This is a genomic window from Mitsuaria sp. MSU3D (assembly GCF_056867975.1).
Window position 1 is genome coordinate 6,350,267 of record NZ_CP200314.1, and the last position, 23,722, is coordinate 6,373,988.

Consider the following 23,722-nt stretch of genomic DNA (forward strand, 5'->3'; position numbering starts at 1 on the left):
TTGCACCCTAAAAAAGGGTGGATCCCACTTCTATTTTGCTGATGGCAACTGCACAATATGGACAGGAGGTTTGATATGGCGATCGAGATGATCGAAGAGTTTGATCAAGGCACCCAGATCAAGGTGATCGGCGTGGGCGGCGGCGGCGGCAACGCGGTCGAGCACATGATCAGCCAAGGTGTCCAGGGCGTGGAATTCATCGTGGCCAACACGGATGCCCAAGCCCTGAATCGCTCCAAGGCCGATCAACTCCTGCAACTGGGCCATACCGGCCTGGGCGCCGGTGCGAAACCCGAGGTCGGCAAAACCGCCGCCGAGGAAGCCGAGGCGCGCATCCGCGAATCCATCACCGGCGCGCACATGCTGTTCATCACCGCCGGCATGGGCGGCGGGACCGGCACCGGCGCGGCGCCCGTGATCGCCCGCGTGGCCAAGGAAATGGGCATCCTGACGGTGGGCGTCGTCACCAAGCCGTTCGAGTTCGAAGGCAACCGCCGCGGCAAGGCCGCGGACCTGGGCCTGCAGGAACTCGAGGCGAACGTGGACTCGCTGATCGTCGTGCTCAACGACAAGCTGCTGGAAGTGCTGGGCGACGACGTCACGCAGGACCAGGCCTTCGCGCACGCCAACGACGTGCTGAAGAACGCGGTCGGCGGCATCTCCGACATCATCCACATGCCGGGCCTGGTCAACGTCGACTTCGAAGACGTCAAGACCGTGATGAGCGAGCCGGGCAAGGCGATGATGGGCACGGCGGTCGCGGCCGGTCCGGACCGCGCGTCCAAGGCGGCGGAAGGCGCCGTGGCCTGCCCGCTGCTGGAAGGCATCGATCTGTCCGGCGCGCGCGGCGTGCTGGTGCTGATCGCGGCCAGCCGCAACAACTTCAAGCTGGCCGAGAGCCGCAACGCGATGACCGCGATCAAGCGCTACGCCGCTGAAGACGCGCACATCATCTACGGCACGGCCTACGACGAATCGCTGGGCGACCAGCTGCGCGTCACCGTGATCGCGACCGGCCTGAGCCAGCGCGCCGCGGCGCGCCAGCAGCCGCAGCTCGTCGTGCAGCAGCCGCAGCTGCGCACCGGCACCGACAACATGCCGGTGCTGACGCAGCCGGTGGTGATGCCGGGTTCGGCCGCCGCGCAAGGCACGCCAGCGGCGGCGCCGATGTCGGCGACGGACTTCGGCGGCATGAGCGTGCCGAGCGTCTGGCGCCATGGCCGCACGGCCGCGGCGAAGGTCGAGGCCCTGTCGTCCAACGGCATGGACGAGATCGAGATCCCGGCCTTCCTGCGCAAGCAGGCGGACTGAGACCGAACGCTCTCGACGCCATCAGCTTCAAGGCCGTGTCCCGAAAAGGACACGGCCTTTTTCTTCCCGTGGCCGCGCATTTGAGGGATGCGGGGCGTCTGTTGCAAATGAACGCTCGTGCCACTCGGTGAACTTCGGCACACTGGCGCGCGATCACAAGACAGAGCGAATGCATGGTCCACGGTGAGGTTGGGAAAACGACGTCGGCACTGCCGGCCGCGCGTGCGCGGCGGGCGTGGGCGTCGCGCCCGTCGACACCGCTGTTGATCGCGCTGCTGGCCAGCCTGGTGCTGGCGCTGTTCGCGTTCATGCCCGAAATGGGCCGAGCGCAAGGCGGACAGCCCGCGCAGGCGACCGGCGCGGCACCCCCCGCGCAGGTCTTGCAAGCGTCGCCGCTCGGACCGGCACGGCCGGTGCCTGAGGCGGCGCCGCTCGCCGGCGCGCAGCGCGCGACCGAGGCGGAGGTCGCCACCAGCGACTGGACGCAGGATCAGCTGAAGGCCTGGTGGCGCTCATTGCGTGTCATGGACGGCGCGAACGGCGCGCTGCCGCGGGGACTGCTGCCGCCGGAGGACCCGGCGGCGTGGCAGCGGATCCGGCTGCCCGAGGTGCAGCAGCGCGAAGCGACCCAGGACACGAGCGACGTGCGCTTCCAGATGCGCTGGTACCGCGTCCGCTACGCCGCGCCGAACGGCCGCTGGCCGACCAGCGTCGCGCTCTACATGCCGCGCCTGGTGGCGCTGGCGGCGGCGGTGCTGGTGAAGACCGACGACGGCTGGCGGCCGGTCTTCGACAACCAGTCCGGCGCGCGCGAGCAATGGGTGCGGCCGCTGTGGGTGGTGCTGCCGTCGGCGCTGACCGAGATCCAGCAGGCGCGCGAGATCGAGGTGATCATCGCGGTCCCCGTGATGCAGGCCGGCTACTACTCCGTGTCCAGCGTGTGGCTGGGCGCGCGCGAGGACCTCGAGCCGCGCCACGACCGGCGCTGGGTGCTGCAGATCGGCGTGCCGCAGGCGACCGGGCTGACGCTGGTGACGCTGGGGCTCTTCGCACTCGTGCTGTGGGTGAAGCGGCGCGAGGACCCGTCCTACCTGCTGTTCTCGCTGGCGACGGTGGCGTGGCTGGTGCGCAACCTCCACTACCACCTGGACCTGCCGCGCACGCGCGACGCGCTCGAATGGTTCTGGTGGGTCACGCACGCCTCGATGTCGTGGGTGATGCTGCTGACCTTCCTCTTCGCGCTGCGCTTCGCGCGGCAGCGCTTCACGCGTTTCGAGCGCGGCATCGGGCTCTTCGTGCTGGTGTCGAGCCTCGCGTCGATGCCGCTGTGGGGCAACGGTTTCGACGCGCTGGTGCTGCTGCACATCTGCAATGCGGTCGTGGGCCTGGCGGGCACCGGCTTCGTGGCCAGCGTGGCCTGGCGCCAGGGCACGCGCGAGCTGCGCGTGATGGCCGCCGCGCTGGTGATCGGCGTCGTGCTGGGCGTGCACGACCTGGGCCTGCTCGCGGGCTGGTGGTGGCCGGAGCACATCTACCTGATGCCGTTCGCGACCCTGGTGATCCTGGCGAGCTTCCTGTACGCGGTGCAGTTCCGCTACATCGAGGCGCTGCGCGGGGTGGAGCGCGCCAACGGGGAACTCGCGCAGCGGCTGCAGGAGCAGAGCGTGCAACTGAGCGCGCAGCACGACAAGCTGCGCGAGGTCGAGCGCCAGCAGGCGCTGCTGCTGGAGCGGCAGCGGATCATGCAGGACATGCACGACGGGCTGGGCTCGTCGCTGCTGTCGGCGATGGTGGCGGTGGAGCAGGGCTCGATGCCGCAGGATCAGGTCGTGACCGTGCTGCGCGAATGCGTCGACGACCTGCGCCTGGTGATCGACTCGCTGGAGCCGGTGGGCCACGACATCGTGTCGCTGCTGGCGACCATGCGCTACCGCCTGGGCAAGCGGCTGCAGCTCGGCGGGCTCAAGCTGGAATGGGACGTGCACGACCTGCCGCCGCTGGAGTGGCTGGAACCGCCCGACGCGCTGCACGTGCTGCGCCTGATGCAGGAGGCGCTGACCAACGCGCTGAAGCATGCGAGAGCGTCGCGGGTGCGGGTGGTGACGCGCGACCTCGGCAAGCGCGTGGAGATCCGTGTCGAGGACGACGGCGAGGGCTTCGACGTGGCGTCGATCGCGCAGGGCCGCGGGCTGCGCGGCCTGCAGCGCCGCGCGAAGGTGCTGGGCGGATTGCTGCGCGTGGACAGCAGCCCCGGGCACGGCACCGTGGTGACGCTGAGACTGCCGGTGGCGCGGGCCGACCATGAGGCCGTGATCCAGGCCGGCGCCCAGCAGGGTTGACCCCGTTTTGGGACAATACGTCCATGATCAAGCAACGCACCATCAAATCGCTGACCCGTGCGGTCGGGGTCGGCATCCACAGCGGCCAGAAGGTGGAGATCACGCTGCGCCCGGCCGCGCCCGGCACGGGCATCGTGTTCCGGCGCGTCGACCTGGCCCAGCCCGTCGACATCCCGGTGAACACGCACAGCGTCTGCGACACGCGCATGGCCACGACGATCAGCCCGCAGGGCGATCCGGGGCAGCCCAAGGTGCAGACGATCGAGCATCTGCTCTCGGCCTGCGCGGGCCTGGGCCTGGACAACCTGCTGATCGACATCAACGCGGACGAGGTCCCGGTGCTGGACGGATCGGCAGCGAGCTACGTCTTCCTGCTGCAGTCCGCAGGCATCGAGCTGCAGAACGCGCCCAAGCAGTTCCTGCGGGTGAAGAAGCCGGTGGAGGTGCGCAAGGGCGAGGGCAAGAGCCTGATGTGGGCGAAGCTGGTGCCGCACCACGGCTACACGCTGAGCTTCCAGATCGAGTTCGACAACCCGGCGGTGTCGGCGACGGGCCAGCAGTATGTCTTCGACATGGGCAGCGGCCAGTACAAGCGCGAGATCGCGCGGGCGCGCACCTTCGGCATGACCAAGGACATCGAGCTGATGCGTTCGCGCGGGCTGACCTTGGGCGGCAGCATGGACAACGCGATCGTGGTCGACGACTACCGCGTGCTGAACGCCGAGGGCCTGCGCTACGACGACGAGTTCGTGAAGCACAAGATCCTGGACGCGATCGGCGACATGCAGGTCGTGGGGCATCCGCTGCTGGCGGCGTACACCTCGTTCAAGGGCGGACACGCGCTGAACAACCTGCTGCTGCGCGAACTGCTGTCGGACGCCGAGGCGTACGAGATCGTGACCTTCGAGGACGAGCGCGACGCGCCGGCGGGGTTCGCCGAGCTGGCGCCGGCGTGGTGAGCGCGTCGGATCGCTGAAGGTGCTCGTCTTCCGCCTCGTCTTCGCGCTGCTGCTGGCTGGTGGCCTCCTTTGCTTCGCCGTCTACATCGGCACGAGGCAGCCGATCTGGCGCCGCCGCGGCATCCTGCTGATCAAGTGGACCGTGATCGCCGGCATCGGGTTCTTCGCGGTGCTGATCCTGGAGCGTTTGGTGCTGCTGGTGTAGCCGAGCTCCGCGCTCCTCCTCCAACGAAGAAGGCCGCTCATCGAGCGGCCTTCGCACTTTCAGGGCGGGAGCATTACTCCTCCAGCGCCTGCAACTGCACCAGCCGCTGATAGATCCCGCCGTCGATCGCCATCAGCTCGTCGTGCGTGCCGCGCTCGTCGAGATGACCGTGGTTCAGCACCACGATCTGATCGGCTTCGCGGATGGTCGACAGGCGGTGCGCGATGGCGATGACCGTGACCTTCCCGCGCAGCGCGCGCAGTGCCTCGCCGACCTGCGCTTCCGTGGCGCTGTCGATGTTGGCCGTCGCCTCGTCCAGCAGCAGGATGCGCGGATCGCCGGCCAGCGCGCGGGCCAGCGCGATCAGCTGCTTCTGCCCCGTCGACACCGCCAGCCCGCCGTCGCCCAGGCGGCTGTCGTAGCCCTGCGGCAGCGCGCTGAGGAACTCATGCGCGCGCGACGCGCGGGCCGCCGCCTCGATCTTCTCGTCGGAGATCGCGCGCCCCATGCGGATGTTCTCGCGCACGCTGCCGGCGATCAGGTACGGCTCCTGCGGCACCAGGCCGAGCGCCGCATGGAAGGTCTCGTCGGGCAACTGGTCGAGCGGCTGTCCGTCGATCAGGATCCGGCCCTGCTGCGGTTGGTAGAAGCGCAGCAGCAGCGCCAGCAGCGTCGACTTGCCCGAGCCCGTGTGGCCCGCGATGCCGACGAAGCTGCCGGCCGGGATGTCGAGGTCCAGGTCGCGCAGCACCGGCTGCTCGGGCTTGTAGGCGAACTGCAGGTGCTCGAAGCGGATCGCGCCCGGGCCGACCACGAGGTCGGGCCGGTACGACCGGGGCTCGCAGGGCTCGCGCAGCAGCGCGCGCACGCGCGACGCGGCCACCAGGGCCTGCTGCAGTTGGCTGAACTGCATCGTGATCTGGATCAGGGGCTCGACCACGCGCGCGATGTAGGCGAGGAACGCATACAGCAGCCCCACCTCCAGGCCCGACAGCTCGCGCAGCCCGAAACCGTAGATCACCGTGACGATCAGCAGCACGTTGAGCAGGTCCAGCGCCGGACGCAGCAGCCACGCGTTGGCGCGCAGCTCCTGCACGCGTGCGTCGAGCTGCGCGCGGTTGGCGGTCTCGTAGCGCGCCGCGAAGCGCTGCGCCGCGCCGGCCGACTGCAGCATTGCCATGCCGGCCATGCTCTCGGCCATCTGCGCGTTGAGCTCGGCGCGCAGCGCGCGGGCCCGCTGCACCGGGCCGCTGCTCGCGCGCTGGTAGAGCCAGATGATCCCGGAGCTCGCCGGCACCAGCGCCAGCACGATCAGCATCAGCCGCCAGTCCAGCCACGCCATCGCGACCAGCGCGCCGGCCACGACGATGGTCGAGTCCAGCATCACGAACAGCACCTGCCGGTACAGGTTGTTGACCGCGTCGGTGTCGTTGGTGATCCGGCTCAGCAACTGGCCGGTGATGCTGCGGTCGAAGAAGGCCATCGGCTGCGCCAGCACGTGCGCATAGACCTGCTCGCGCAGGCGCAGCACCGAGCGCCGCGCGACCGAGGCCATGCGGCGCAGTTGCGCGTAACGCAGCAGGCTGGCAGTCCAGCCGGCGAGCAGCATGGACCCCAGCAGCAGCGCCATCGGGCCGAGCTCGAAGTTGCGCGTCAGCACGTGCGCATCGATGAAGTGCTTGCCGAGGATGGGGCCGATCGCCTCCAGCGACGCCGCGACCACCAGCCAGCCCAGTCCCTTCACCAGGCCGCGGCGCTCCGGCGCGGCGGCCTGCGCCAGCAGGGCCAGCGCTTCGCGCGGCGAGTGGTCGTTCTGAGCGTCCTTCGCGAGCTTCGCGTTGTGCGAGTTCTTGCCGTCCTTGCCGGACGCGGTCTCAGGCGGCGTCAAGGCTGGCCTCCAGTTGTTGATAGCGCCACTGGCCGGCATACCAGCCGCCCAGTACGAGCAACTCGTCATGACGGCCACGTTCGACGATGCGGCCCTGCTTCAACACGACGATCTCATCGGCCTCCATGACCGCCGACAAGCGATGGCTGACCACGGCGAGGCTGCGCTCGGGATGCCGTTGGCGCAACTCGCGCCAGTGGTCGAGGATCTGCGACTCGGTGCCGCTGTCGACGGCCGACAGCGCATCGTCCAGCAGCAGCACCGGCGCCTCGGCCAGCAGCGCCCGCGCGATCGCGATGCGCTGGCGCTGGCCGCCGGACAAGGTGACGCCACGTTCGCCGACCAGCGTGTCGTAGCCCAGCGGCAGCCGCGCGATGTCGTCGTGCACGGCGGCGAGTTCGGCCACGGCCAGGATCTGCTCGCGCGTCGCGTCCGGGCGGGCGAGGGCGATGTTGTCCGCGACCGAGGCCGAGAACAGGAAGGGTTCCTGCGGCACCCAGGCGAGCGCGCGCCGCAGCGCCTCGAGGCGGATCTGCGGCGCGGGGATGCCGCCCAGGCGCACGGTGCCAGCGTCGGGCTCGTACTGCCTGAGCAGCAGACGCAGCAACGTGGACTTGCCCGATCCCGTCGCGCCGACGATGCCCAGCGTGCGGCCCGGCGGCAGCGTCAGCGCGATGTCCTCGAGCGTCGGCTGCGTCATGCCGGGGTAGCGGAAGGACACGTGCTCCCACGTGATGCCGGCGTGCGCGGGGACGTCGCTCGTCCCGGTGTCCACCAGGCTGACCGGTGCATCCAGCACGGGTTGCAGCCGCGACCAGGCGGCGCGTCCGCGTTCCAGCAGCGACAGCACCCAGCCCGCGGCGAACATCGGCCAGATCAACTGGCCGAGGTACATCGTGAACGCGGTCAACTGGCCGATGCTGATGACGTCCGTGCCGACGAGCCACGCACCGACGCCGAGCGCGATCACCGTCGCCGCGCCGAGCGACAGGCCGACGGCCGGCTCGAACATCGCTTCCCAGCGCTGCGCCTGGTAGGCGGCGTCGCCGGCGTCGCGGGCCAGGTCGCCGAACTGCTCGCGACTGCGCCGCACGAGGCCGAGCGCGCGCACGGTGCGCACGCCGGCGAGGCTGTCCTGCACCTGCTGGTTCAGCGCGGAGAAACGCTTCAGCGAATCGGAGGAGGCGACGTGGATCCGCGTCGAGATGCGCCAGAAGGCGTAGGCCATGAACGGGAAGGGCACCAGCGCGGCCAGCCCCAGGCGCCAGTCGACGCCGATCGTCATCATGCCGAGCACCAGGATCAGCGTCAGCGAGCCGTCGAAGGCGGCGAGCAGCGCCTCGCCCGCGGCCATCTCGATGGCGTCGACGTCGTTGGTCGCCAGCGCCATCAGGTCGCCGGTGCGCTGGGCGTGGAAGAACGCGGGGCCCTGATTCGTCAGTTGCGCGTACAGCCGCATGCGCAGCTGACGGCCGAGCTCGTAGGCGGTGCGGAACAGCGCCAGGCGCCAGCCGACGCGCAGCAGATAGATCGCGAGGCCGGCCAGCACGAGCAGGCCCAGTTGTCCGATCAGGTCCCAGCCGGCGAGGCGGTGCGAGACCAGCGCGTCGACGACGTGGCCCACCTGCCGCGGGATCCAGACCGTCAGGACGGCGATGGTGCTGAGCATCAGCGCGCTGGCTGCGTAGGGCCGCCAGTGGCCGCGGATGTGGCCGACGATCAGGCGAGAGAGGGACGACGACATGGCCGCGCATTGTGCCCGCCGGGTCCTGACCGCCGGAAGGTCAGGGCCATGGTCCGGGCGAGCCTCACGGCGCGGAGGCCGCCCGCGCGATCATGCCGATGCGCGCGTGGACCAGATCGGCGAGCACGCGCAGGCGCCGCTCGTCGAAGCTGCCGCTGAGCGCGTAGGCCAGCTTCCCGTCGATCCAGTACAGGCTGCGCGTGGTCTGGCCCGCCTCGACACGCCGCATCAGGCGGAAGGCCACCGGCGCCTCCGGCGAACTCGCGCCGGTGCTGACGTAGAGCGTGAAGCGTTCGCCGGCCTCGTTCTCGTACATGAACTGCGCGCGGGCCAGCGCCGCGCCGACGGATGCATCGTCGCCGGCAGGCAGCAGGCGGCCGCCGACCAGCTTCCAGCCGTAGTCGCGCAGGACCGGCGCGTAGAGCGGCTGGCCGAGCCGCTTGCTCAGCCATTGCATCAGGTGATCGGCCTGGTCGGCGCCGACCTCGACCGGATGGCGTTTCTCGGGCTGGTAGACGGCATGCGCGATGGCGGCGTCGCGGACGTATTCCGGAATTGAAGGATCGCGGCCGGCGGCGCGCGCGGCCGCATCGGCGGCGGCCATTGCGGCGGCTTCCTTCTTGCCGTACCACCAGGCATGACCGCCCCAGCCGCCCGCGGCGCCGGCTCCCAGGCCGAGGGTCAGCAGCAGTGCCGCCGCCCAGGCGCGCGGCCAGCGTGAGGCATTGGCCGCCGGCGGGCGCAGTGCGGTCGTGAGCGACGCCGGCACGGGCTCGTCGAGCCAGTCGCGATGCAGCGCCTTCAGCGACTCGCGCTGTTCGCGCCAGCCGAGCACCTGCTGCGCGGCGCGCGGGTGGCGCAGCAGCCAGTCCGCGACCTGCGCGGCGCGTTCGGGCGGCAGTTGTCCGTCCACGTAGGCGTGGAGGGTGGATTCGTCGAAGTCGATGTCGTCGGGCGTCATGATGCGGCGCTCATTTCACCACCCGCAGCGGCGGGCGGCCCGATGCGGCGCCGTCCATCGACAGGCGCAGCCGGTCGCGGGCGCGCGACAGCCGCGACATCACCGTGCCCACCGGCACGTCCAGCACGCGGGCGGCGTCCTGGTAGCTCAGTTCCTCGACGCAGACCAGCAGCAGGATCTCGCGCGAGGCCGCCGGCAGCGCGGCCAGCGCCCGTTCGAGGTCCAGCCGCAGGGCGACGCGCTGCTGCGGCTCCTCGATCGTCGGCTGCGGGGTATCGTCCTCGTCGAGCGAGTCGTGCATCGCCTCGCTGGCGTCGCGCCGCTGGTTCAGGTAGAGGCGGTGCATCAGCGTCAGCAGCCAGTTGCGCAGCGCATCCTGGCGCGCGGGCCCCGGCTCGGCATGGAACAGCGCGCCCTTGCGGGCGGCGCGTTCCAGCGTGTCCTGCAGCAGGTCGTCCGCCCGGGCATGGTCGCCGCACAGCAGCCGCGCGTGGCGGCGCAGGCGGGGAAGCAGCGGCAGCGCTTCGTCGAGGACCAGAGGCATGGGCGAGACGGTCTGCGAGCCAGGCCGTTTATGGCTTTGCAGCGTGCCAGACCTGGTTGACGCCGTCACCGCTGCGTTCGCCCGGCTTGGTGTCCTTGACCCAGAAGTACAGCGGCTTGCCCTTGTAGGCCCATTGCTTGGAGCCGTCGTCGCGGGTGATGACGGACCAGTCGCCGGAGGCCTTGTCCTCGGCGCGGGCCATCAATGGCGGCCAGTTCGTGGCGCAGCCGCCGTTGCACACGCTTTTGCCGCTGCCGGCGGTGTCCTTGTCGAAGGTGTAGAGCGTCATCTCGTTCGGGCCGACCAGCGCGTCGCCCTTGGCGGTCGCGGGGGCCGACTGCGCGGCGGCGAGGCCGGCGGCGGCCATCAGGATGGCGGCGGCGGTCAGCGTGAGGGTCTTCGTCATGCGGAGTCTCCTGGGTTGAAGTCAGGTGGGGGGTATTGCATGAACACGGTGGGAGGGCCACTTATTCCAACTGACTTTCGTCCACCCTCGGAGGGATCGCCACGTCGGGGGCAGGCCCTTACGATCCGGCGGTCCCCGATCCGGGGACGTCCATGTTCACACGAGAAAGAGGGAGTGCCATGAATTTCGGCGATTCGATCCAGACCTGCCTGCGCAAGTACGCGGACTTCAACGGCACCGCGAGCCGGTCCGAGTACTGGTGGTTCGTGCTCTTCCTGGTGCTGGGCTCGGCGATCCTGAGCGTGTTCTCGGACAAGCTGAGCCTGGTCTTTTCGCTGCTGACGCTGCTGCCGTCCTTTGCCGTCGCGGCGCGCCGGCTGCACGACATCGACCGCAGCGGCTGGTGGCAGCTGATCGGCATCATCCCGCTGATCGGCTGGATCGTGATGATCTACTGGCTCGTCCAGCCGAGCCAGCCGAACCGCTACGGCGCGGGCACGGCGACGACGGCGTGATGATCACGCGCTGAGCCTCAGCAGGTAAGTCCATCGCTTCTGGGGGCCGGCGGCACAGCCGTTGGCTTCGAGCAGTTCGGGGACGATCTGCTGCAGTCGATCGTCGAGCGTCACAAGGTCGCCGGCCTCGATGGCAAGTCCTGGCACCTTGGATGATTGGGCGATCCAGACCTCGGCTTCGGGGTCGTGGTTGACGTCGATCTGGAATGGTTGAGGCATGGGTGCTCCTGAAGGTCGGGAGCAATCAATGCTAGTCAGCGATGTCCCCATGGTCTGCGGCATGGATTGGTAGGGGAGCGGTTTCAAAGCTAGTCTGCGACTACCGGAACGCGTGGCACCCGCCACTTCAGTTTGTCAGGATTGCCAGGAGACCCCCGCATGACCGACCGCGCCCAGGCGCTAGCCGCCCAGCTGATCCGCAATTTCCACGAGGCCGAGCTGACCTCGTTCAAGCGCGAGCCGATGTACGAGGCGCGCTCCGCGCGTCTGGCGCGCGGGACCGCCGCGCGCAAGCTCGGCGCGTCCTACGACATCGTCGAGCCCGGCAAGACCACCTGCCCGTACCACCTGCACTACGCGCAGGAGGAGATGTTCATCATCCTCGAGGGCACCGGCACGCTGCGCGTCGCCGGCGAGCGTCTGCCGATCAAGGCCGGCGACGTGATCTTCATCCCCGCGGGCCCCGAGTACCCGCATCACATCATCAACACCTCGGACGCGCCGATCCGCTACCTCTCCGTCAGCACGATGGAACAGCCGGAGATCTGCGTCTATCCGGACTCGAACAAGTTCATGGCCGAACACGTGCCCGCCAACGCGACCCAACCGTTCGAGGCCATCCGCAAGGTGGGCGAGGGCGACCTCGACTACTGGCACGACGAACCCTGAACCGGGCCGCCGCGCTCAATACGTCCGCGAGCCCTTGAACTGCGCGTGCTGCCGACGCTGCAGCGTCGTCTGCTTGCCCATCGCCTCGAAGGACACGCGGGCATGCGCGTCCATGATCGCGATGCCCAGCGCATCCGCCGCGTCCTTGCCCGGTTCGCCGGGCAGCTTCAGCAGCCGCGCCACCATCGCCTGCACCTGCGACTTCGCCGCGCCGCCGTGCCCGGTGATCGCCTTCTTCATCTGCACCGCGGTGTACTCCGACACGTGCAGGTCGCAGGACACCAGCGCCGTCAGCGCCGCGCCGCGCGCCTGCCCCAGCAGCAGCGTCGACTGCGGGTTCACGTTGACGAAGATGATCTCCACCGCCGCGCAGGTCGGCTGGTAACGCGACACCACCTCGCGGATGCCGTCGTAGAGGATCTTCAGCCGGCCCGGCAGGTCGCCGGTCGGCAGCGCGTTGGTCTTGATCGTGCCGCTGGCCACGTACGCCAGCCGCGGCCCGTCCGCGTCGATGACGCCAAAGCCGGTCGTCTGCAAGCCGGGGTCGATGCCGAGGATGCGCATGCCGTCGCCTCCTTCAAGGGTCAAGTGCCGGCGCGGAAATACCACCGCACCGAATGGAAGAACACCGGCGCCGCGAAGCACATCACCGCGATGCGGTCCAGCAGGCCGACCGCGCCGGTGATCGCGCTGCGATTGCCCCAGGCGTTGATGCCCGCGTCGCGCTTGAGCGCCTGCATCACGAACACGCCGAAACTGCCGCAGCCCGCCGCGACGAACGCGGCGATCGCCGCCTGGCCCGCCTTGAACGGCGTGATCCAGTAGAGCAGCGCGCCCACGAGCGCCGCCGTGAACGCGCCGATCCACCACGCCTTCATCGTGAACGAGCGGCTGATGCGGCGCGCCACCGGCTTGGCGCGGAAGCGGCTGGTCGCGATCGCCTGCGCGATCTGTCCGCAGGCCACCACGGCCACCAGGAAGAACAGCAGGAAGGCGCCGCGGCCCTCGTACTTCGGAAACTCGAGCAGCAGCAGCGCCGGCGCGTGCGACAGGCCGTAGACGCAGACCATGATGCCCCACTGGATCTTCGAATTGCGCTCCAGGAAGCGACCCGGGTCGTCCGCCAGCGCGCTGGCCACCGGGATCGCCAGGAAACCGTAGACCGGGATCAGCACCGAGAACAGGTCGAAGTGGCGCGTGCCCACCAGCACGTACTGCAGCGGCAGGATCACGAAGAAGGCCATGATCAGCCCGCGGTGATCGGCGCGGCGGGTGTGCAGCAGCGTGATGAACTCGCGGAAGGCCAGGAACGAGAACACGGCGAACAGCAGCGTCGCGCCCACCGGCCCGGACACCCACGCGGCCCAGAACAGGCAGGCGCCGACCCAGACCATGTTGAGCTCGTGCCGGAACCTGGCCCAGCGCGCCTGCCAGGCTTCCTGCTGGTCGTCGGGGCGCTCGCGCAGCGACCACAGCACCGAGCCGATGCTCACCAGCAGCAGCGCGCCGAACAGCACGACGAACAGGAAGGCGACCTGCTCGCCGCTGTTCAATGACTTGAGCCACCTCATTCCTTCCATCCTCCGGGACGCAGCGCCATCACCGCCGAGCGCGCGCGTTCCAGGAAGGCGCGCTTGTCCTCGCCGGGTTCGATCCGGATCGGCGCGCCGAAGGTGACGGTGCACAGGATGGGCACCGGCACGATCTCGCCCTTGGGCATGACGCGCTGGACGTTGTCGATCCAGGTGGGGATGAGCTGCACGTCGGGGAACTGCTCGGACAGGTGGTAGAGGCCGGCCTTGAAGGCCTGCGGCGCGCCCTTGTTGGAGCGCGTGCCCTCCGGGAAGATGACCAGCGAGTCGCCGCCCTGCAGCGTGTCGACCAGCGGCTCGAGCGGATCCTCGTCGGGTGTCGCGCGCGTGCGGCTCACGTAGACCGCGTTGAACACGGCGCTCGTGAGCCAGGTCTTGAGCGCGGAACTGGTCCAGTAGTCGCGCGCCGCGATCGGGCGGGTGCGGGCGCGGAGTTCGCCGGGCAGCGAGGCCCAGATCAGCACCCAGTCGAAGTGGCTCTGATGGTTGGCGAAGTAGATGCGTTGTTCGGACGTCGGGGGACAGCCTTTCCAGTGTCCCTGCGCGCCGGTGATCAGGCGCGCCAGCCAGGACAGGAACAGGCCGGTGATTTCGGCAAGGACCATGGGACGGATTATCCCGGACTGCGGGTGGGGCGGCTCGGAGTCTCGATCGGCCCAGGACCCGTCTGCGCCGACACCGGAGACGATGACTCCATTCAACGAGGGTTCCACGCCACGATGGCTCTACTCAACGAGGGGTTCAACTCAAGTAAGTCGGTTTCGTTGGAAATCTTGCAAGAACCGGTCATCGTCTCCGGCGGGCGTATGACAAGACACTGGGAGTCTTCTGTCCTTTCCGGTTACGCAGCACGCCGATGACGACCTCCACTCCTGCCCCAGCCAGCAAGACCACGATCGGGATGCCGCCCGTGCCCACCACGACGCCGGTGGCGGACCTTGCCCTGCCCGCCGCGTCCCTGTCCGCCGTGTCCCTGTTCGCCGTGTCCCTGTCCGCCGTGTCCCTGTCCGCCGGCGCGCCTGCATCCGGCGCCACCCGCAGGCCCCGAGGCCACCAGCCCGACGAGGCCGCTCCGCTGGAGGCGTCGGACGGCGGGAACGAGGCGGACGGCTCGACCGACGCCTCGACGGCGTCCGCGGAGGCACCGCCTGCGGCGACGGAGGACCCGGCCAAGGTGGCGGGCGCCGACGCGGACGCGGACGCGGCGACGCACCAGGCGGACTCCTGCCGCGAGGTCCACAGCGACGGCACGGAGGAGGATTGCCACCACGATGCCGTGTGGCCGTGGATGATCGCCGGCGCCGGGGTCCTGCTGGCCGGCGTCGCGAGCGCGGGCGGCCACGGCAGCGACAGCCATGCCAGCGACAGCCGCGCCTCGGCCGCCGCCACGCCGTCGGCGCCCACGCCGCCGCCGTCCCCGCCGGCACCCCCCGCACCGCCGGAAGCCCCGCTGCCTGCGGCGCCGCGGCTGTCCACCAGCTCCGGCAAGGACACGATCGATGGCGCGGGACATGTCGATGTCGCGCTCGCCTCGCCGGGCGGCGCGTGGGTGTACCGCATCGACGGGGACAACACCTGGCACGCCGGCCAGGGCAGCCGCATCGATGCCGCCACCTTGAACCGCGGCGTGCACGCGGTGATGGTCGCGGAGCTCGACGATCAAGGCCGCCGCGGCGACGTCGCCACGCTCGCGGTGCGGGTCCACGACGAGGTGCTCGCGCCGACGCTGACGCTGGCGCACGACAACGGCAGTTCAGGCAGTGCGTCGAACGACGGGCTGAGCAATGACGGCACGATCGCCGTCTCCGGCCTCGCGCCGGGCGCGACCTGGTTCTACCGGGTGAACGACGCGGCCGACTGGGTCCAGGGCACGGGCGGCGAGGTGCCGGGGAGCGTGCTCGTCGCGGGCCTGAACAAGGTCGAGGCCTTCCAGGTCGACGCCGGCGGCGAGCATGGTCCGCTGAGCCATCTGACCGTGACGCTCGACCTCACGCCGCCGGACGCGCCGGTGCTGCAGACCAGCAGCGGCACCGACCTGCTGAACACGAAGGACTTCATCAACGTCTCGGGCATTGAAGCCGGCGCGAGCTGGAAGTTCCGCGTGAACGGGCAGGGCGATTGGATCGAAGGGCAGGACGGGCGCATTCCCGCGACCGCGCTGTCGAATGGCGAGAACCGGCTCGACGTGCTGCAGGTCGATGCGGCCGGCAACCCGGGTGCCGCCGCGACACTGACGGTCCGCCAGGATCTGCATGCGCCGGACATGCTGCATGCCCACCTCGACGGTGGCCATGGCGATCTGGTGCCACTTCAGGGATCGGTCGTTCTCGACAACCTTGAGACCGACGCGACCTGGAAGTACCGCATCAACGGCGAGGGTGACTGGCACGTCGGCAGCGGCTCGCAGCTGGCGGCGACCTATCTGGTCGAAGGTCGCAATGACGTGGCGCTGATGCAGACGGACGCCTCCGGCCACGACAGCGCCGTGAGCTCGATCACCGTCACGCGCGACAGTCTGGCGCCGGACCGTCCCGACCTGGCGACCAGCACCGGCCTGCCGGCGATCAACGGACAGGGCAGCCTGCTGGTTCATCGGCTGGAGGACACCGCGACCTGGGAATACCGGATCGACGGCGGCGACTGGAAGGCCGGGACCGGAGATTCGTTGGCGGCCGGTGCGCTGCATGAAGGCCACCAGACCGTCGACGTGCGCCAGACTGACCTCGCCGGCAATGTGAGCGACGTCGAATCGTTGGCGGTCACCGTCGACAGCGTCGCACCGGACGCCGTGCTCGCGAGCGTCCACAGGCAGGGCGGCGTCGCGGCGCCGGACAATCTGATCAATGCCAGCGGCTATGTCTCGGTCGACGGGCTCGAGCCGGGTGCGAGCTGGGAGTTCAAGGTCAACGGTGACGAGCATTGGCGCGAAGGCCATGGTACACAGCTGGCGACGCGTGTCCTGGATGAGGGTGCCAATACCGTCGAGGTCCGGCAGGTCGATGCCGCGGGCAATGCCGGGGCGGCGGACACGGTGCAGTTGTCCTTGGACGCGACGCCGCCCGTGATCGAGGTGACGGCCCCCAATGCCCCCTTCGCGAGCGACTCGCTCCTGCAACTCAATGGACAGAGCGGCGTCACGGTGGCGACCCACGGCAGTGACGTCGTCGATGTGAGGATCGGCGGCTCCAGTTACGCCTTTGGCGCGGATGGCGGGGCCAGTTGGGCCGCGGACTACTTCAGCGCGGGACAGACCAGCAACACGCCGGCACAGAGCACCTTGCTGATCACGGCGTCCGACAAGGCCGGCAACACGTCGACCCGCGTGCTGACCGTGCGGGCGGACACGATTGCGCCCAACGCGCCGGACGTGACGCTGAAGAATGACACCGGTCCGTATCACGCGGACCGCATCACTGCGGATGGGACCGTGCTGGTCTCAGGGCTCAAGGCCGGAGAGTATGTCCACTACAGCATCGACAACGGTCAGCACTGGTCGGACTGGCAGAGCGGCGGAGAGATTCCGGGCTCGGCATTCGGCGCGGATGGCGACAAGCACGTGCTCGTGCAGTTGACCGACAGCTTCCTCAATCTCAGCCCGACGACGTCACTTCAGTTCACGCTCAACGCCTCGGTGATCTGACGGCCACGACCGGCCCGGTCAGCGGCTGACGCCCCGCCCTGCGCAGGGAGGCTTCCTCATTCAGCGCGGATCAACTGTGTCGCCTTCTCCGCGATCGCCACCACTGGCGCGTTCGTGTTGCCGCTGACCACGCTCGGCATGATCGATGCGTCCACGACGCGCAAGCCCTCGATGCCTCGCACGCGCAGGTGGTCGTCGACGACGGCCAGGTCGTCGTTGCCCATGCGACACGAGCCGACCGGGTGGTAGACCGTGTCGACGCGTCGGCGCAGCAGCGCCTCGATGTCGGCGTCCGCGTCCACGCCGGCGCTCCAGGTCTCGTTCTTCCAGAACGCCTTCATCGACGGCGCACGCATCAGATCGCGCGTGAGCTTGTAGCCCTCGATCAATTCCCGCACGTCCTCGGCGTCCTGCAGGAAGGCCGGATCGATCCTCGGCGCGGCCAGCGGATCGGCGCTGGCAAGCGTCAGCGCGCCGCGGCTGCGTGGCCTGAGCAGGCACACGTGACACGACAGCCCATGCCCCAGCCGCAGCTTGCGCGCGTGGTCCTCGACCAGCGCCACGACCAGGTGCAGTTGCACGTTCGGCGCGGGCAGGCCGGGGCGCGTCGACAGGAAGCCGCCGCATTCGGCGAAATTGCTGGTCACGAGCCCGCGCCGTTCGCGGCGATAGCGCTGCAGCTGTCCGACGAAGCGGGCGCTGCCGCGCGCGGAGATGCCCGCGAGATCGAGGCAATCGGACTCATAACCGAAGACGAAGTCCGGATGGTCGTGCAGGTTGCGACCGACGCCGGGCAGGTGGTGCCGCACCGCGATGCCGTGCGCCTGCAGCTGCGCGCCGTCGCCGATGCCCGACAGCATCAGCAACTGCGGCGACTGCAGCGCGCCGGCGCAGACAATGACTTCGCGCCTCGCCCGCAACGTACGTCGAAGGCCGCCTTGCAGCACCTCGACGCCAACCGCGCGCCGCTCGTCGAGCACCAGCGACAACGCGCGCACGCCGGTCTCCACGCGCAGATTGGGCCGCTGGCCCAGATGCGGTTCGAGATAGGCGCGCGCGACGCTCCACCGCTCGCCCTCGTGCTGCGTGACCTGATAGACGCCGAGACCCTCGAGGTCGGCGCCGTTGAAATCCTCGAGGACCGCGTGGCCCGACTCCCGCGCCGCCGCCCGCCACGCCGCGTGGATCGGCGAATCGGTGCGCAGGTCCCCGACGCGCAACGGGCCGTCCTGCCCGTGCCACGGGGCGCCGAAGCGCTCGTTGCGCTCGGCCTGGATGAAGAAGGGCAACAGGTCGTCGTAGCCCCAGCCGACGTTGCCGGCCGCGGCCCATGCGTCGTAATCGCTGCGGTGTCCGCGCGTGTAGACCATCGCGTTGATGGCGGACGATCCGCCCAGCGCCTTGCCGCGCGGCTGGTAGCCGCGCCGGCCGTTCAGGCCGGACTGCGGCTCGGTCTGGAAACCCCAGTTGTTGAGCTTCGCGGCGACCTGCAGCACCCCGGCGAAGGGCGTGGTCGTGACCCAGCTGTCGCCCCGGCCTCCCGCTTCGAGCAGCAGCACGCGACAGCCGGGATCCTCGCTGAGCCGGCTCGCGAGCACCGCGCCCGCGGAGCCGCCGCCGACGATCAGGATGTCGGCATCGCTTCCGTCCGCCGCGCTCATGCGATCTTCTTCAGCAGGCCGAGCAGGCGGTCGAAGGTCGCGCCGTACGGCGGATGGAACAGCTTCGTGCCGGCGAAGCGCGACTGCAGGAACACCGGCTTGAGCTTGCTGAAGGTGTTGAAGCCCCAGACGCCGTGGTACGCGCCCATGCCGCTGGCGCCGACGCCGCCGAAGGGCTGTTCCTCCTGGCCCAGGTGCCAGATGCAGTCGTTGACCGTGACACCGCCGGCATGGGTGCGGGCGAGCACGTCGTCGCGCGCGGCCTTGTCCTCGCCGAACCAGTACAAGGCCAGGGGCCGGTCGCCGCCGTTGACGTGCGCGATCGCCTCGGACGGATGACCGTACGGCACGATCGGCAGCAGCGGGCCGAAGATCTCCTCGCGCATGACCGCCATCTCGGGGGTGGTGTCGAGCAGCAGCGTCGGGACCAGGCGACGGTCCGCGGGCGCGTCGTCGTGCGTGGGTCGCAGCGCCGCGCCGCGGGCTTGCGCGTCTTCCAGCAGGCCCTTCAGCCGCGCGTGATGGCGCGGACTGACGATGGCGGTGTAGTCCGGATTGCCTTCGATGCGGGGATACAGCCGACGCACGGCGGCCACGATCGCATCGGCCAGCGGTTGCACGAGCTCCTTCGGTGCCAGCACGTAATCCGGCGCGACGCAGGTCTGTCCGGCGTTGAGCAGCTTGCCGAAGGCGATGCGCTCGGCGGTGCGCCCGAGGTCGGCGCTGCGGTCGACGATCGCCGGCGACTTGCCGCCGAGTTCGAGCGTGACCGGGGTCAGGCGTTGCGCCGCGGCCTGCGCGACCAGACGACCCACGGGCGTCGAGCCGGTGAAGAACAGATGGTCGAAGGGCAGTTGCGTGAAGGCCTTGCCGACCTCCGCATCGCCGGTGACGACGGTCATCTCGTCGGGCGCGAAGTGCTGGGCGACGAGCCTGGCCATCAGCGCCGAGGTGGCCGGCGTCAGCTCCGACGGCTTGATCATCACGCGATTGCCGGCGGCCAGCGCCGCGAGCGCGGGCGCCATCGCGAGGTAGTACGGATAGTTCCACGGCGAGACGATGCCGACCACGCCGAGCGGTTGCGGCATCAGCCGGTTGCCGGCGGGCAGGAAGTGCAGGGCGGTCGGGGCGCGCTTGACGGCCATCCAGCGCCTGAGATGCCGCATCGCATGCCGGGCGCCTGACTGCACGGTGAACAGATCGGCCAGCAGGCTCTCGTGCCGCGAGCGGTGGCCGAAGTCGCGGGACATCGCGTCGGCAAGCGCCTCCGCGTGCTCGACGCTCATCCGCAGCAGCCGCGCCAGACGGTCCCGGCGCTGCGCACAGGTCGGCATCCGCTCGCGATCGAACGCGGCGCGCTGCTGCTCCAACACAAGGTGCAGGCGCTCGTGCAGGGCTTGGTCCATGGGGTGTCTCCGCCTTGTCGTTCTTGAATGGGAGCAAGCGTACGCCCGCTCCGCGGCCGCGCCCAGGCCGTGCGATCCCGAGTAGAGACCAATGACTAATCCGCGTCAGTCACTTGACGCATTTCGAGTATTGCGAGAATTTCGAGTGTCCTTAGACTTTCAGCTCACAGCCATGGCAACGATCAAGTCGGTTTCCTCGTCCAGCCTTGTTCTCGACGTAGGGCCACTCGTCGACGCGGTCAGGCGGCATGTGCCGCTCTCCGCGGCGAAGGAGAAGCTGGTCAGGCAGGCCTTCGAGCAGGTGCTCGGTGCCCAGTTGCTCAGACCCGCAGCAAAACCTGACCCTGCAACACGTTCAAAGACAAAGAAGGATGGTGAAGACATGGTGCTGACCACGCAACAGGCGGCGAACCTCGTGAAAGTGTCGCGGCCGTACTTGACGGCCCGGATCGATGCGGGGGAGATCCCTCTGTTCCAACGGGTGGGGAATCAACGCCGGGTGCTGAAGTCGGATCTGCTGGCTTGGCAGAAGCGTGCCCGGCGCCAGCAGTGGGACGCGCTGCAGCAGCTGGGTCAGTCGGTCGGCGAAGAGTATGAGGCCGTGGATCTGTGACTGATGCGATCAGCGTGCCCGTCGTTGCCGACGCAGATACGCTGTTCGGTGGGACCACACGGGCTTTGCTCATTCATCTCGACTACGAAGGACTCATCGAGCTCCGCTGGAGTGCGGACATCCTGTCGGAGATGAGTCGAGCCCTCGTGCGTTCGGGACGACGAAGGGATCTCGCGCATGCTCACCAGAACGAGGTCTTGATGCGACTTTCGCTGCCAGAGGCCGAGGTGAATGCCGAGGATATTCAGCGAGAACTCATCGGGGCGAAGCACGCTGTCCGCTCCATGAAGGATGCCCACGTGGCGGCGTGCGCCATGGCGCTTGTTCCGCGCGAGTCAGAAGACGTGGTCCATCTCCTGACCAAGAACTTGAAGGACTTTCGCAGACTCGCGCTCCGACGGGTGGGGATCGATCTCCAGCACCCGGACGGCTTTCTCTCGGCGCTCTTCGTCGATCACTCCGCAGGGTTCCTCCGAGCTTTCAACGCCTATCGACGGGCGCTTCGGAGTGGCGAGCCAGCGGCGTTGACGCTGTCTCGACTTGCTCTGGACGGGCAGGAGATCACGGCGTGTCAACTGGCCATCTGCATGGAGGTCGATGGCAACTCGCCCCAGTAACGCAAAAGCCCGGCCGGAGCCGGGCTTTGTCTCGCGGGCTCCGAGGAGCCCGTCCGGATCGCCGCGAGGCGATCGCGGCGATCAGAAGCGGTAGCCGACGCCCAGCGTCACGCCGGTCGCCTTGACGCTGTCCTTGTTGTAGTAGCTGGTGTAGTCCAGCGCGCCGTACCACTGCTTGTTGAAGGAGTAGCTCACGCCAACGCCGTACGACACGTCGCCGTCGCTGTCGGAACCGGACTCGTTGCCGAAGCTGGACTTGATCTTCGTGTGCACGTAGCCCAGGCGGCCGAACACTTCGAAGCCGTTGCCGAAGTCGTACTTCGGCTTCAGGTACACGCCGTAGGCGTTCGAGACCTTGGTCTTGACGCCGAAGGTCTTGTCGTCCTTGACGCCGGTGGCCAGCATGCCTTCGACGGCCAGGTAGGGGTGCACGTTCCAGCCCACGAGGCCGCGCAGCAGGCCCGGCTCCAGGTCGGTGCCGCCGGCGTCGATGGTGATGAAGCTGTAGCCCACCTCACCGTACAGCTCTGGCTTCGGTGCTTGGGCTTGGGCGGCGCCGGCCAGCAGGAGGGCGGCGGCAATGGCGGAGATCTTTTTCATGTTTGCTTGCTCTTGAACAACAGCACCAGAACGGTGCCGGGGCGCAAGGTAGCACCGGGATCAGGGGAAACCCGATCGCCAGCGCCGCGAACATGTCACATTTCTTTCCGCAGTTGTCCCCGCGCGACGGCAAGGCCGTCGCGGGGCCATCGTGGGGCGAGGGTCGGATGTGTGTTTGACGACGCCTTCACGCGACGGTGAAGGCGCGCTCGCACTCAATGACGGAAGTGGCGCACGCCCGTGAACACCATCGCGATGCCGCGCTCGTTGGCGGCGGCGATGACTTCCTCGTCGCGCATCGAGCCGCCCGGCTGGATCACGCAGGAGGCGCCCGCGTCGGCCAGCACGTCCAGGCCGTCGCGGAACGGGAAGAACGCGTCGCTCGCCACGGCCGAGCCCGTGAGCGGCAGGCCGGCGTTCTCCGCCTTGATCGACGCGATGCGCGCCGAATCGATGCGGCTCATCTGGCCGGCGCCGACACCCAGGGTCATGCCACCGCCGCAGAAGACGATCGCGTTGCTCTTCACGTACTGCGCGACGGTCCACGCGAACATCAGGTCGTCCAGCTGCTGCGCCGTCGGCTGCAGCGTCGTGACGACCTTCAGGTCGGCCTTCGTCAGGAAGTGGTTGTCGGCGGTCTGCACCAGCAGCCCCGAGCCGACGCGCTTGACGTCCTGCGCGTTGCGGCCCTGGTCCCAGGGACGCGCGCCGCCCGGCGGCAGCGCGATCTCGAGCAGGCGCACGTTGACTTTGCCCTTGAAGACCTCGCGCGCCTCGGCGCTGAAGGACGGCGCCATCAGCACCTCGACGAACTGCTTGGACACCAGCTCCGCGGCGGCGCGGTCCACCTCGCGGTTGAAGGCGATGATGCCGCCGAAGGCGCTGGTGGGGTCAGTCTTGAAGGCCTTCGCGTAAGCCTCGGCCGCGTTCGCCGCCACGGCCACGCCGCAGGGGTTCGCGTGCTTGATGATCACGCAGGCCGGTGCGTCGAAGCTCTTCACGCATTCCCACGCGGCGTCCGCGTCGGCGATGTTGTTGTAGCTCAGTTCCTTGCCCTGCAGCTGCTTGCCGGTCACCAGCGAGCCGGGCGCCGGATGCAGGTCGCGGTAGAGCGCGGCGGTCTGGTGCGAGTTCTCGCCGTAGCGCAGGTCCTGCACCTTGATGAAGCTGCTGTTCATCTGCGCGGGGTACTCGGACAGCGAGCCGTCTTCCAGGCGCGCGCTCAGGTAGTTGCTGATCGCGGCGTCGTACTGCGCGATGCGGTTGAAGGCGGCCACCGATGCGGCGAAGCGCGTCTTGTCGCTGGTCTTGCCGTCGGCCTTCAGCTCCTCGAGCACCTGCGCGTACTGCGACGCGTCGGTCAGCACCGTCACGTCCTTCCAGTTCTTGGCCGCGCTGCGGACCATCGCCGGACCGCCGATGTCGATGTTCTCGATGGCGTCCTCCAGCGTGCAGCCGGGCTTGGCGACGGTGGCTTCGAACGGGTACAGGTTGACCGCCAGGATGTCGATCGTGTCGATGCCGTGCTGCTGGATCGCGGCGACGTGCTCGGGCAGATCGCGGCGGGCCAGCAGGCCGCCGTGGATCTTCGGATGCAGCGTCTTCACGCGGCCGTCCAGCATCTCCGGGAAGCCGGTGTGCTGCGCGACCTCGGTCACCGGCAGGCCGGCGTCTGCCAGCAGCTTGGCGGTGCCGCCGGTGGACAGCAGACGCACGTTCAGCGCGTGCAGCGCCTTGGCGAAATCGACGATGCCGGTCTTGTCGGAGACCGAGATCAGGGCGGTGAGTTGGGCCATGGGAGCTCTCTAAAGGGGATTCGGTTCGGCGCGCGGG

Annotated in this window: 22 protein-coding genes; 9 read left to right on the plus strand and 13 right to left on the minus strand. The window is 69.0% G+C overall.

Annotated features, from left to right (window positions below; genetic code table 11):
* Positions 1–75 precede the first annotated feature (75 nt).
* The 4 genes from ftsZ to AC1VNM_RS27985 all read left to right on the plus strand — a co-directional run bounded on the left by ftsZ (position 76) and on the right by AC1VNM_RS27985 (position 4,814).
* Entirely contained in the window at positions 76–1,311 is a 1,236-nt protein-coding gene (gene ftsZ, locus AC1VNM_RS27970) for a cell division protein FtsZ (RefSeq protein ID WP_377157122.1), read from the plus strand.
* A gap of 173 nt (positions 1,312–1,484) precedes the next feature.
* Positions 1,485–3,650 (plus strand): sensor histidine kinase, encoded by a 2,166-nt coding sequence (locus tag AC1VNM_RS27975; RefSeq protein WP_377157120.1) that lies wholly within the window; start codon positions 1,485–1,487, stop codon positions 3,648–3,650.
* A 23-nt stretch (positions 3,651–3,673) separates the two neighbouring features.
* Positions 3,674–4,609, plus strand: coding sequence for a UDP-3-O-acyl-N-acetylglucosamine deacetylase (gene lpxC / locus AC1VNM_RS27980; RefSeq protein ID WP_483109077.1), 936 nt, complete (start codon positions 3,674–3,676; stop codon positions 4,607–4,609).
* 19 nt (positions 4,610–4,628) lie between these two features.
* Entirely contained in the window at positions 4,629–4,814 is a 186-nt protein-coding gene (locus AC1VNM_RS27985) for a hypothetical protein (protein ID WP_483109078.1), read from the plus strand.
* Positions 4,815–4,887: 73 nt separating this feature from the next.
* Here AC1VNM_RS27985 and AC1VNM_RS27990 read toward each other — a convergent pair whose 3' ends face one another.
* The 5 genes from AC1VNM_RS27990 to AC1VNM_RS28010 all read right to left on the minus strand — a co-directional run bounded on the left by AC1VNM_RS27990 (position 4,888) and on the right by AC1VNM_RS28010 (position 10,357).
* On the minus strand, positions 4,888–6,702 hold the full coding sequence (locus tag AC1VNM_RS27990; protein ID WP_483109079.1) for an ABC transporter ATP-binding protein: 1,815 nt from the start codon (positions 6,700–6,702) through the stop codon (positions 4,888–4,890).
* On the minus strand, positions 6,689–8,446 hold the full coding sequence (locus tag AC1VNM_RS27995) for an ABC transporter ATP-binding protein (protein ID WP_483109080.1): 1,758 nt from the start codon (positions 8,444–8,446) through the stop codon (positions 6,689–6,691). Before AC1VNM_RS27995 ends, AC1VNM_RS27990 begins: the two co-directional genes overlap by 14 nt.
* A gap of 64 nt (positions 8,447–8,510) precedes the next feature.
* A complete protein-coding gene (locus tag AC1VNM_RS28000) occupies positions 8,511–9,407 on the minus strand; it encodes an anti-sigma factor family protein (protein ID WP_483109081.1) in 897 nt (298 codons plus the stop codon).
* 10 nt (positions 9,408–9,417) lie between these two features.
* Complete coding sequence (locus AC1VNM_RS28005) at positions 9,418–9,951, minus strand: RNA polymerase sigma factor (RefSeq protein WP_483109082.1); 534 nt, start codon at positions 9,949–9,951, stop codon at positions 9,418–9,420.
* Positions 9,952–9,979: 28 nt separating this feature from the next.
* Positions 9,980–10,357 carry a COG4315 family predicted lipoprotein gene (locus AC1VNM_RS28010; RefSeq protein WP_483109083.1) on the minus strand — a complete coding sequence of 126 codons (378 nt, stop codon included), beginning with the start codon at positions 10,355–10,357 and terminating at the stop codon, positions 9,980–9,982.
* Between the two features lie 179 nt (positions 10,358–10,536).
* Between AC1VNM_RS28010 and AC1VNM_RS28015 the strand changes: the two genes are divergently transcribed.
* The gene (locus AC1VNM_RS28015; protein ID WP_377157105.1) at positions 10,537–10,872 is read left to right on the plus strand and encodes a DUF805 domain-containing protein; all 336 of its coding nucleotides are present in this window, start codon (positions 10,537–10,539) and stop codon (positions 10,870–10,872) included.
* Positions 10,873–10,875: 3 nt separating this feature from the next.
* Here the strand turns inward: AC1VNM_RS28015 and AC1VNM_RS28020 are convergent, their stop codons facing one another.
* A complete protein-coding gene (locus AC1VNM_RS28020; protein ID WP_483109084.1) occupies positions 10,876–11,091 on the minus strand; it encodes a DUF1902 domain-containing protein in 216 nt (71 codons plus the stop codon).
* Between the two features lie 159 nt (positions 11,092–11,250).
* Between AC1VNM_RS28020 and AC1VNM_RS28025 the strand changes: the two genes are divergently transcribed.
* On the plus strand, positions 11,251–11,760 hold the full coding sequence (locus AC1VNM_RS28025) for a cupin domain-containing protein (protein WP_377157101.1): 510 nt from the start codon (positions 11,251–11,253) through the stop codon (positions 11,758–11,760).
* Between the two features lie 15 nt (positions 11,761–11,775).
* On the opposite strand, the gene ruvC is transcribed toward AC1VNM_RS28025, so the two are convergent.
* Genes ruvC through AC1VNM_RS28040 form a run of 3 tightly spaced genes read right to left on the minus strand, consistent with a single transcriptional unit; the run spans position 11,776 to position 13,957 of the window.
* On the minus strand, positions 11,776–12,324 hold the full coding sequence (gene ruvC / locus AC1VNM_RS28030; RefSeq protein WP_331616849.1) for a crossover junction endodeoxyribonuclease RuvC: 549 nt from the start codon (positions 12,322–12,324) through the stop codon (positions 11,776–11,778).
* A gap of 20 nt (positions 12,325–12,344) precedes the next feature.
* Entirely contained in the window at positions 12,345–13,331 is a 987-nt protein-coding gene (locus AC1VNM_RS28035) for a phosphatidate cytidylyltransferase (protein ID WP_431102018.1), read from the minus strand.
* Complete coding sequence (locus tag AC1VNM_RS28040) at positions 13,328–13,957, minus strand: lysophospholipid acyltransferase family protein (protein WP_377157097.1); 630 nt, start codon at positions 13,955–13,957, stop codon at positions 13,328–13,330. Before AC1VNM_RS28040 ends, AC1VNM_RS28035 begins: the two co-directional genes overlap by 4 nt.
* Before the next feature lie 251 nt (positions 13,958–14,208).
* On the opposite strand from AC1VNM_RS28040, the gene AC1VNM_RS28045 reads away from it, so the two are divergent.
* Positions 14,209–16,992, plus strand: coding sequence for a hypothetical protein (locus AC1VNM_RS28045; protein ID WP_483109085.1), 2,784 nt, complete (start codon positions 14,209–14,211; stop codon positions 16,990–16,992).
* A gap of 56 nt (positions 16,993–17,048) precedes the next feature.
* Here the strand turns inward: AC1VNM_RS28045 and AC1VNM_RS28050 are convergent, their stop codons facing one another.
* A complete protein-coding gene (locus AC1VNM_RS28050; protein ID WP_483109086.1) occupies positions 17,049–18,653 on the minus strand; it encodes a GMC family oxidoreductase in 1,605 nt (534 codons plus the stop codon).
* The gene (locus AC1VNM_RS28055) at positions 18,650–20,059 is read right to left on the minus strand and encodes a coniferyl aldehyde dehydrogenase (RefSeq protein ID WP_483109087.1); all 1,410 of its coding nucleotides are present in this window, start codon (positions 20,057–20,059) and stop codon (positions 18,650–18,652) included. Before AC1VNM_RS28055 ends, AC1VNM_RS28050 begins: the two co-directional genes overlap by 4 nt.
* 172 nt (positions 20,060–20,231) lie before the next feature.
* On the opposite strand from AC1VNM_RS28055, the gene AC1VNM_RS28060 reads away from it, so the two are divergent.
* Complete coding sequence (locus AC1VNM_RS28060; protein ID WP_483109088.1) at positions 20,232–20,672, plus strand: helix-turn-helix domain-containing protein; 441 nt, start codon at positions 20,232–20,234, stop codon at positions 20,670–20,672.
* Positions 20,669–21,289 carry a PIN domain-containing protein gene (locus tag AC1VNM_RS28065; protein ID WP_483109089.1) on the plus strand — a complete coding sequence of 207 codons (621 nt, stop codon included), beginning with the start codon at positions 20,669–20,671 and terminating at the stop codon, positions 21,287–21,289. Before AC1VNM_RS28060 ends, AC1VNM_RS28065 begins: the two co-directional genes overlap by 4 nt.
* Positions 21,290–21,370: 81 nt before the next feature.
* Here AC1VNM_RS28065 and AC1VNM_RS28070 read toward each other — a convergent pair whose 3' ends face one another.
* Positions 21,371–21,889 carry a porin family protein gene (locus AC1VNM_RS28070; RefSeq protein WP_483109090.1) on the minus strand — a complete coding sequence of 173 codons (519 nt, stop codon included), beginning with the start codon at positions 21,887–21,889 and terminating at the stop codon, positions 21,371–21,373.
* Positions 21,890–22,104: 215 nt separating this feature from the next.
* A complete protein-coding gene (purH, locus tag AC1VNM_RS28075) occupies positions 22,105–23,685 on the minus strand; it encodes a bifunctional phosphoribosylaminoimidazolecarboxamide formyltransferase/IMP cyclohydrolase (RefSeq protein WP_377157086.1) in 1,581 nt (526 codons plus the stop codon).
* Between the last annotated feature and the right edge of the window lie 37 nt (positions 23,686–23,722).

What these genes read in the sequence shown, in the direction of transcription:
- AC1VNM_RS28070 (WP_483109090.1), bottom strand. Translation starts at nt 21,889, where the DNA reads ATGAAAAAGATCTCCGCCATTGCCGCCGCCCTCCTGCTGGCCGGCGCC.
- ruvC (WP_331616849.1), bottom strand. Translation starts at nt 12,324, where the DNA reads ATGCGCATCCTCGGCATCGACCCCGGCTTGCAGACGACCGGCTTTGGC.
- AC1VNM_RS28050 (WP_483109086.1), bottom strand. Translation starts at nt 18,653, where the DNA reads ATGAGCGCGGCGGACGGAAGCGATGCCGACATCCTGATCGTCGGCGGC.
- ftsZ (WP_377157122.1), top strand. Translation starts at nt 76, where the DNA reads ATGGCGATCGAGATGATCGAAGAGTTTGATCAAGGCACCCAGATCAAG.
- AC1VNM_RS28025 (WP_377157101.1), top strand. Translation starts at nt 11,251, where the DNA reads ATGACCGACCGCGCCCAGGCGCTAGCCGCCCAGCTGATCCGCAATTTC.
- AC1VNM_RS28060 (WP_483109088.1), top strand. Translation starts at nt 20,232, where the DNA reads ATGGCAACGATCAAGTCGGTTTCCTCGTCCAGCCTTGTTCTCGACGTA.
- AC1VNM_RS28000 (WP_483109081.1), bottom strand. Translation starts at nt 9,407, where the DNA reads ATGACGCCCGACGACATCGACTTCGACGAATCCACCCTCCACGCCTAC.
- AC1VNM_RS28040 (WP_377157097.1), bottom strand. Translation starts at nt 13,957, where the DNA reads ATGGTCCTTGCCGAAATCACCGGCCTGTTCCTGTCCTGGCTGGCGCGC.
- purH (WP_377157086.1), bottom strand. Translation starts at nt 23,685, where the DNA reads ATGGCCCAACTCACCGCCCTGATCTCGGTCTCCGACAAGACCGGCATC.
- AC1VNM_RS28015 (WP_377157105.1), top strand. Translation starts at nt 10,537, where the DNA reads ATGAATTTCGGCGATTCGATCCAGACCTGCCTGCGCAAGTACGCGGAC.
- lpxC (WP_483109077.1), top strand. Translation starts at nt 3,674, where the DNA reads ATGATCAAGCAACGCACCATCAAATCGCTGACCCGTGCGGTCGGGGTC.
- AC1VNM_RS27975 (WP_377157120.1), top strand. Translation starts at nt 1,485, where the DNA reads ATGGTCCACGGTGAGGTTGGGAAAACGACGTCGGCACTGCCGGCCGCG.
- AC1VNM_RS28020 (WP_483109084.1), bottom strand. Translation starts at nt 11,091, where the DNA reads ATGCCTCAACCATTCCAGATCGACGTCAACCACGACCCCGAAGCCGAG.
- AC1VNM_RS28010 (WP_483109083.1), bottom strand. Translation starts at nt 10,357, where the DNA reads ATGACGAAGACCCTCACGCTGACCGCCGCCGCCATCCTGATGGCCGCC.
- AC1VNM_RS27995 (WP_483109080.1), bottom strand. Translation starts at nt 8,446, where the DNA reads ATGTCGTCGTCCCTCTCTCGCCTGATCGTCGGCCACATCCGCGGCCAC.
- AC1VNM_RS28055 (WP_483109087.1), bottom strand. Translation starts at nt 20,059, where the DNA reads ATGGACCAAGCCCTGCACGAGCGCCTGCACCTTGTGTTGGAGCAGCAG.
- AC1VNM_RS28035 (WP_431102018.1), bottom strand. Translation starts at nt 13,331, where the DNA reads ATGAGGTGGCTCAAGTCATTGAACAGCGGCGAGCAGGTCGCCTTCCTG.
- AC1VNM_RS28045 (WP_483109085.1), top strand. Translation starts at nt 14,209, where the DNA reads ATGACGACCTCCACTCCTGCCCCAGCCAGCAAGACCACGATCGGGATG.
- AC1VNM_RS28005 (WP_483109082.1), bottom strand. Translation starts at nt 9,951, where the DNA reads ATGCCTCTGGTCCTCGACGAAGCGCTGCCGCTGCTTCCCCGCCTGCGC.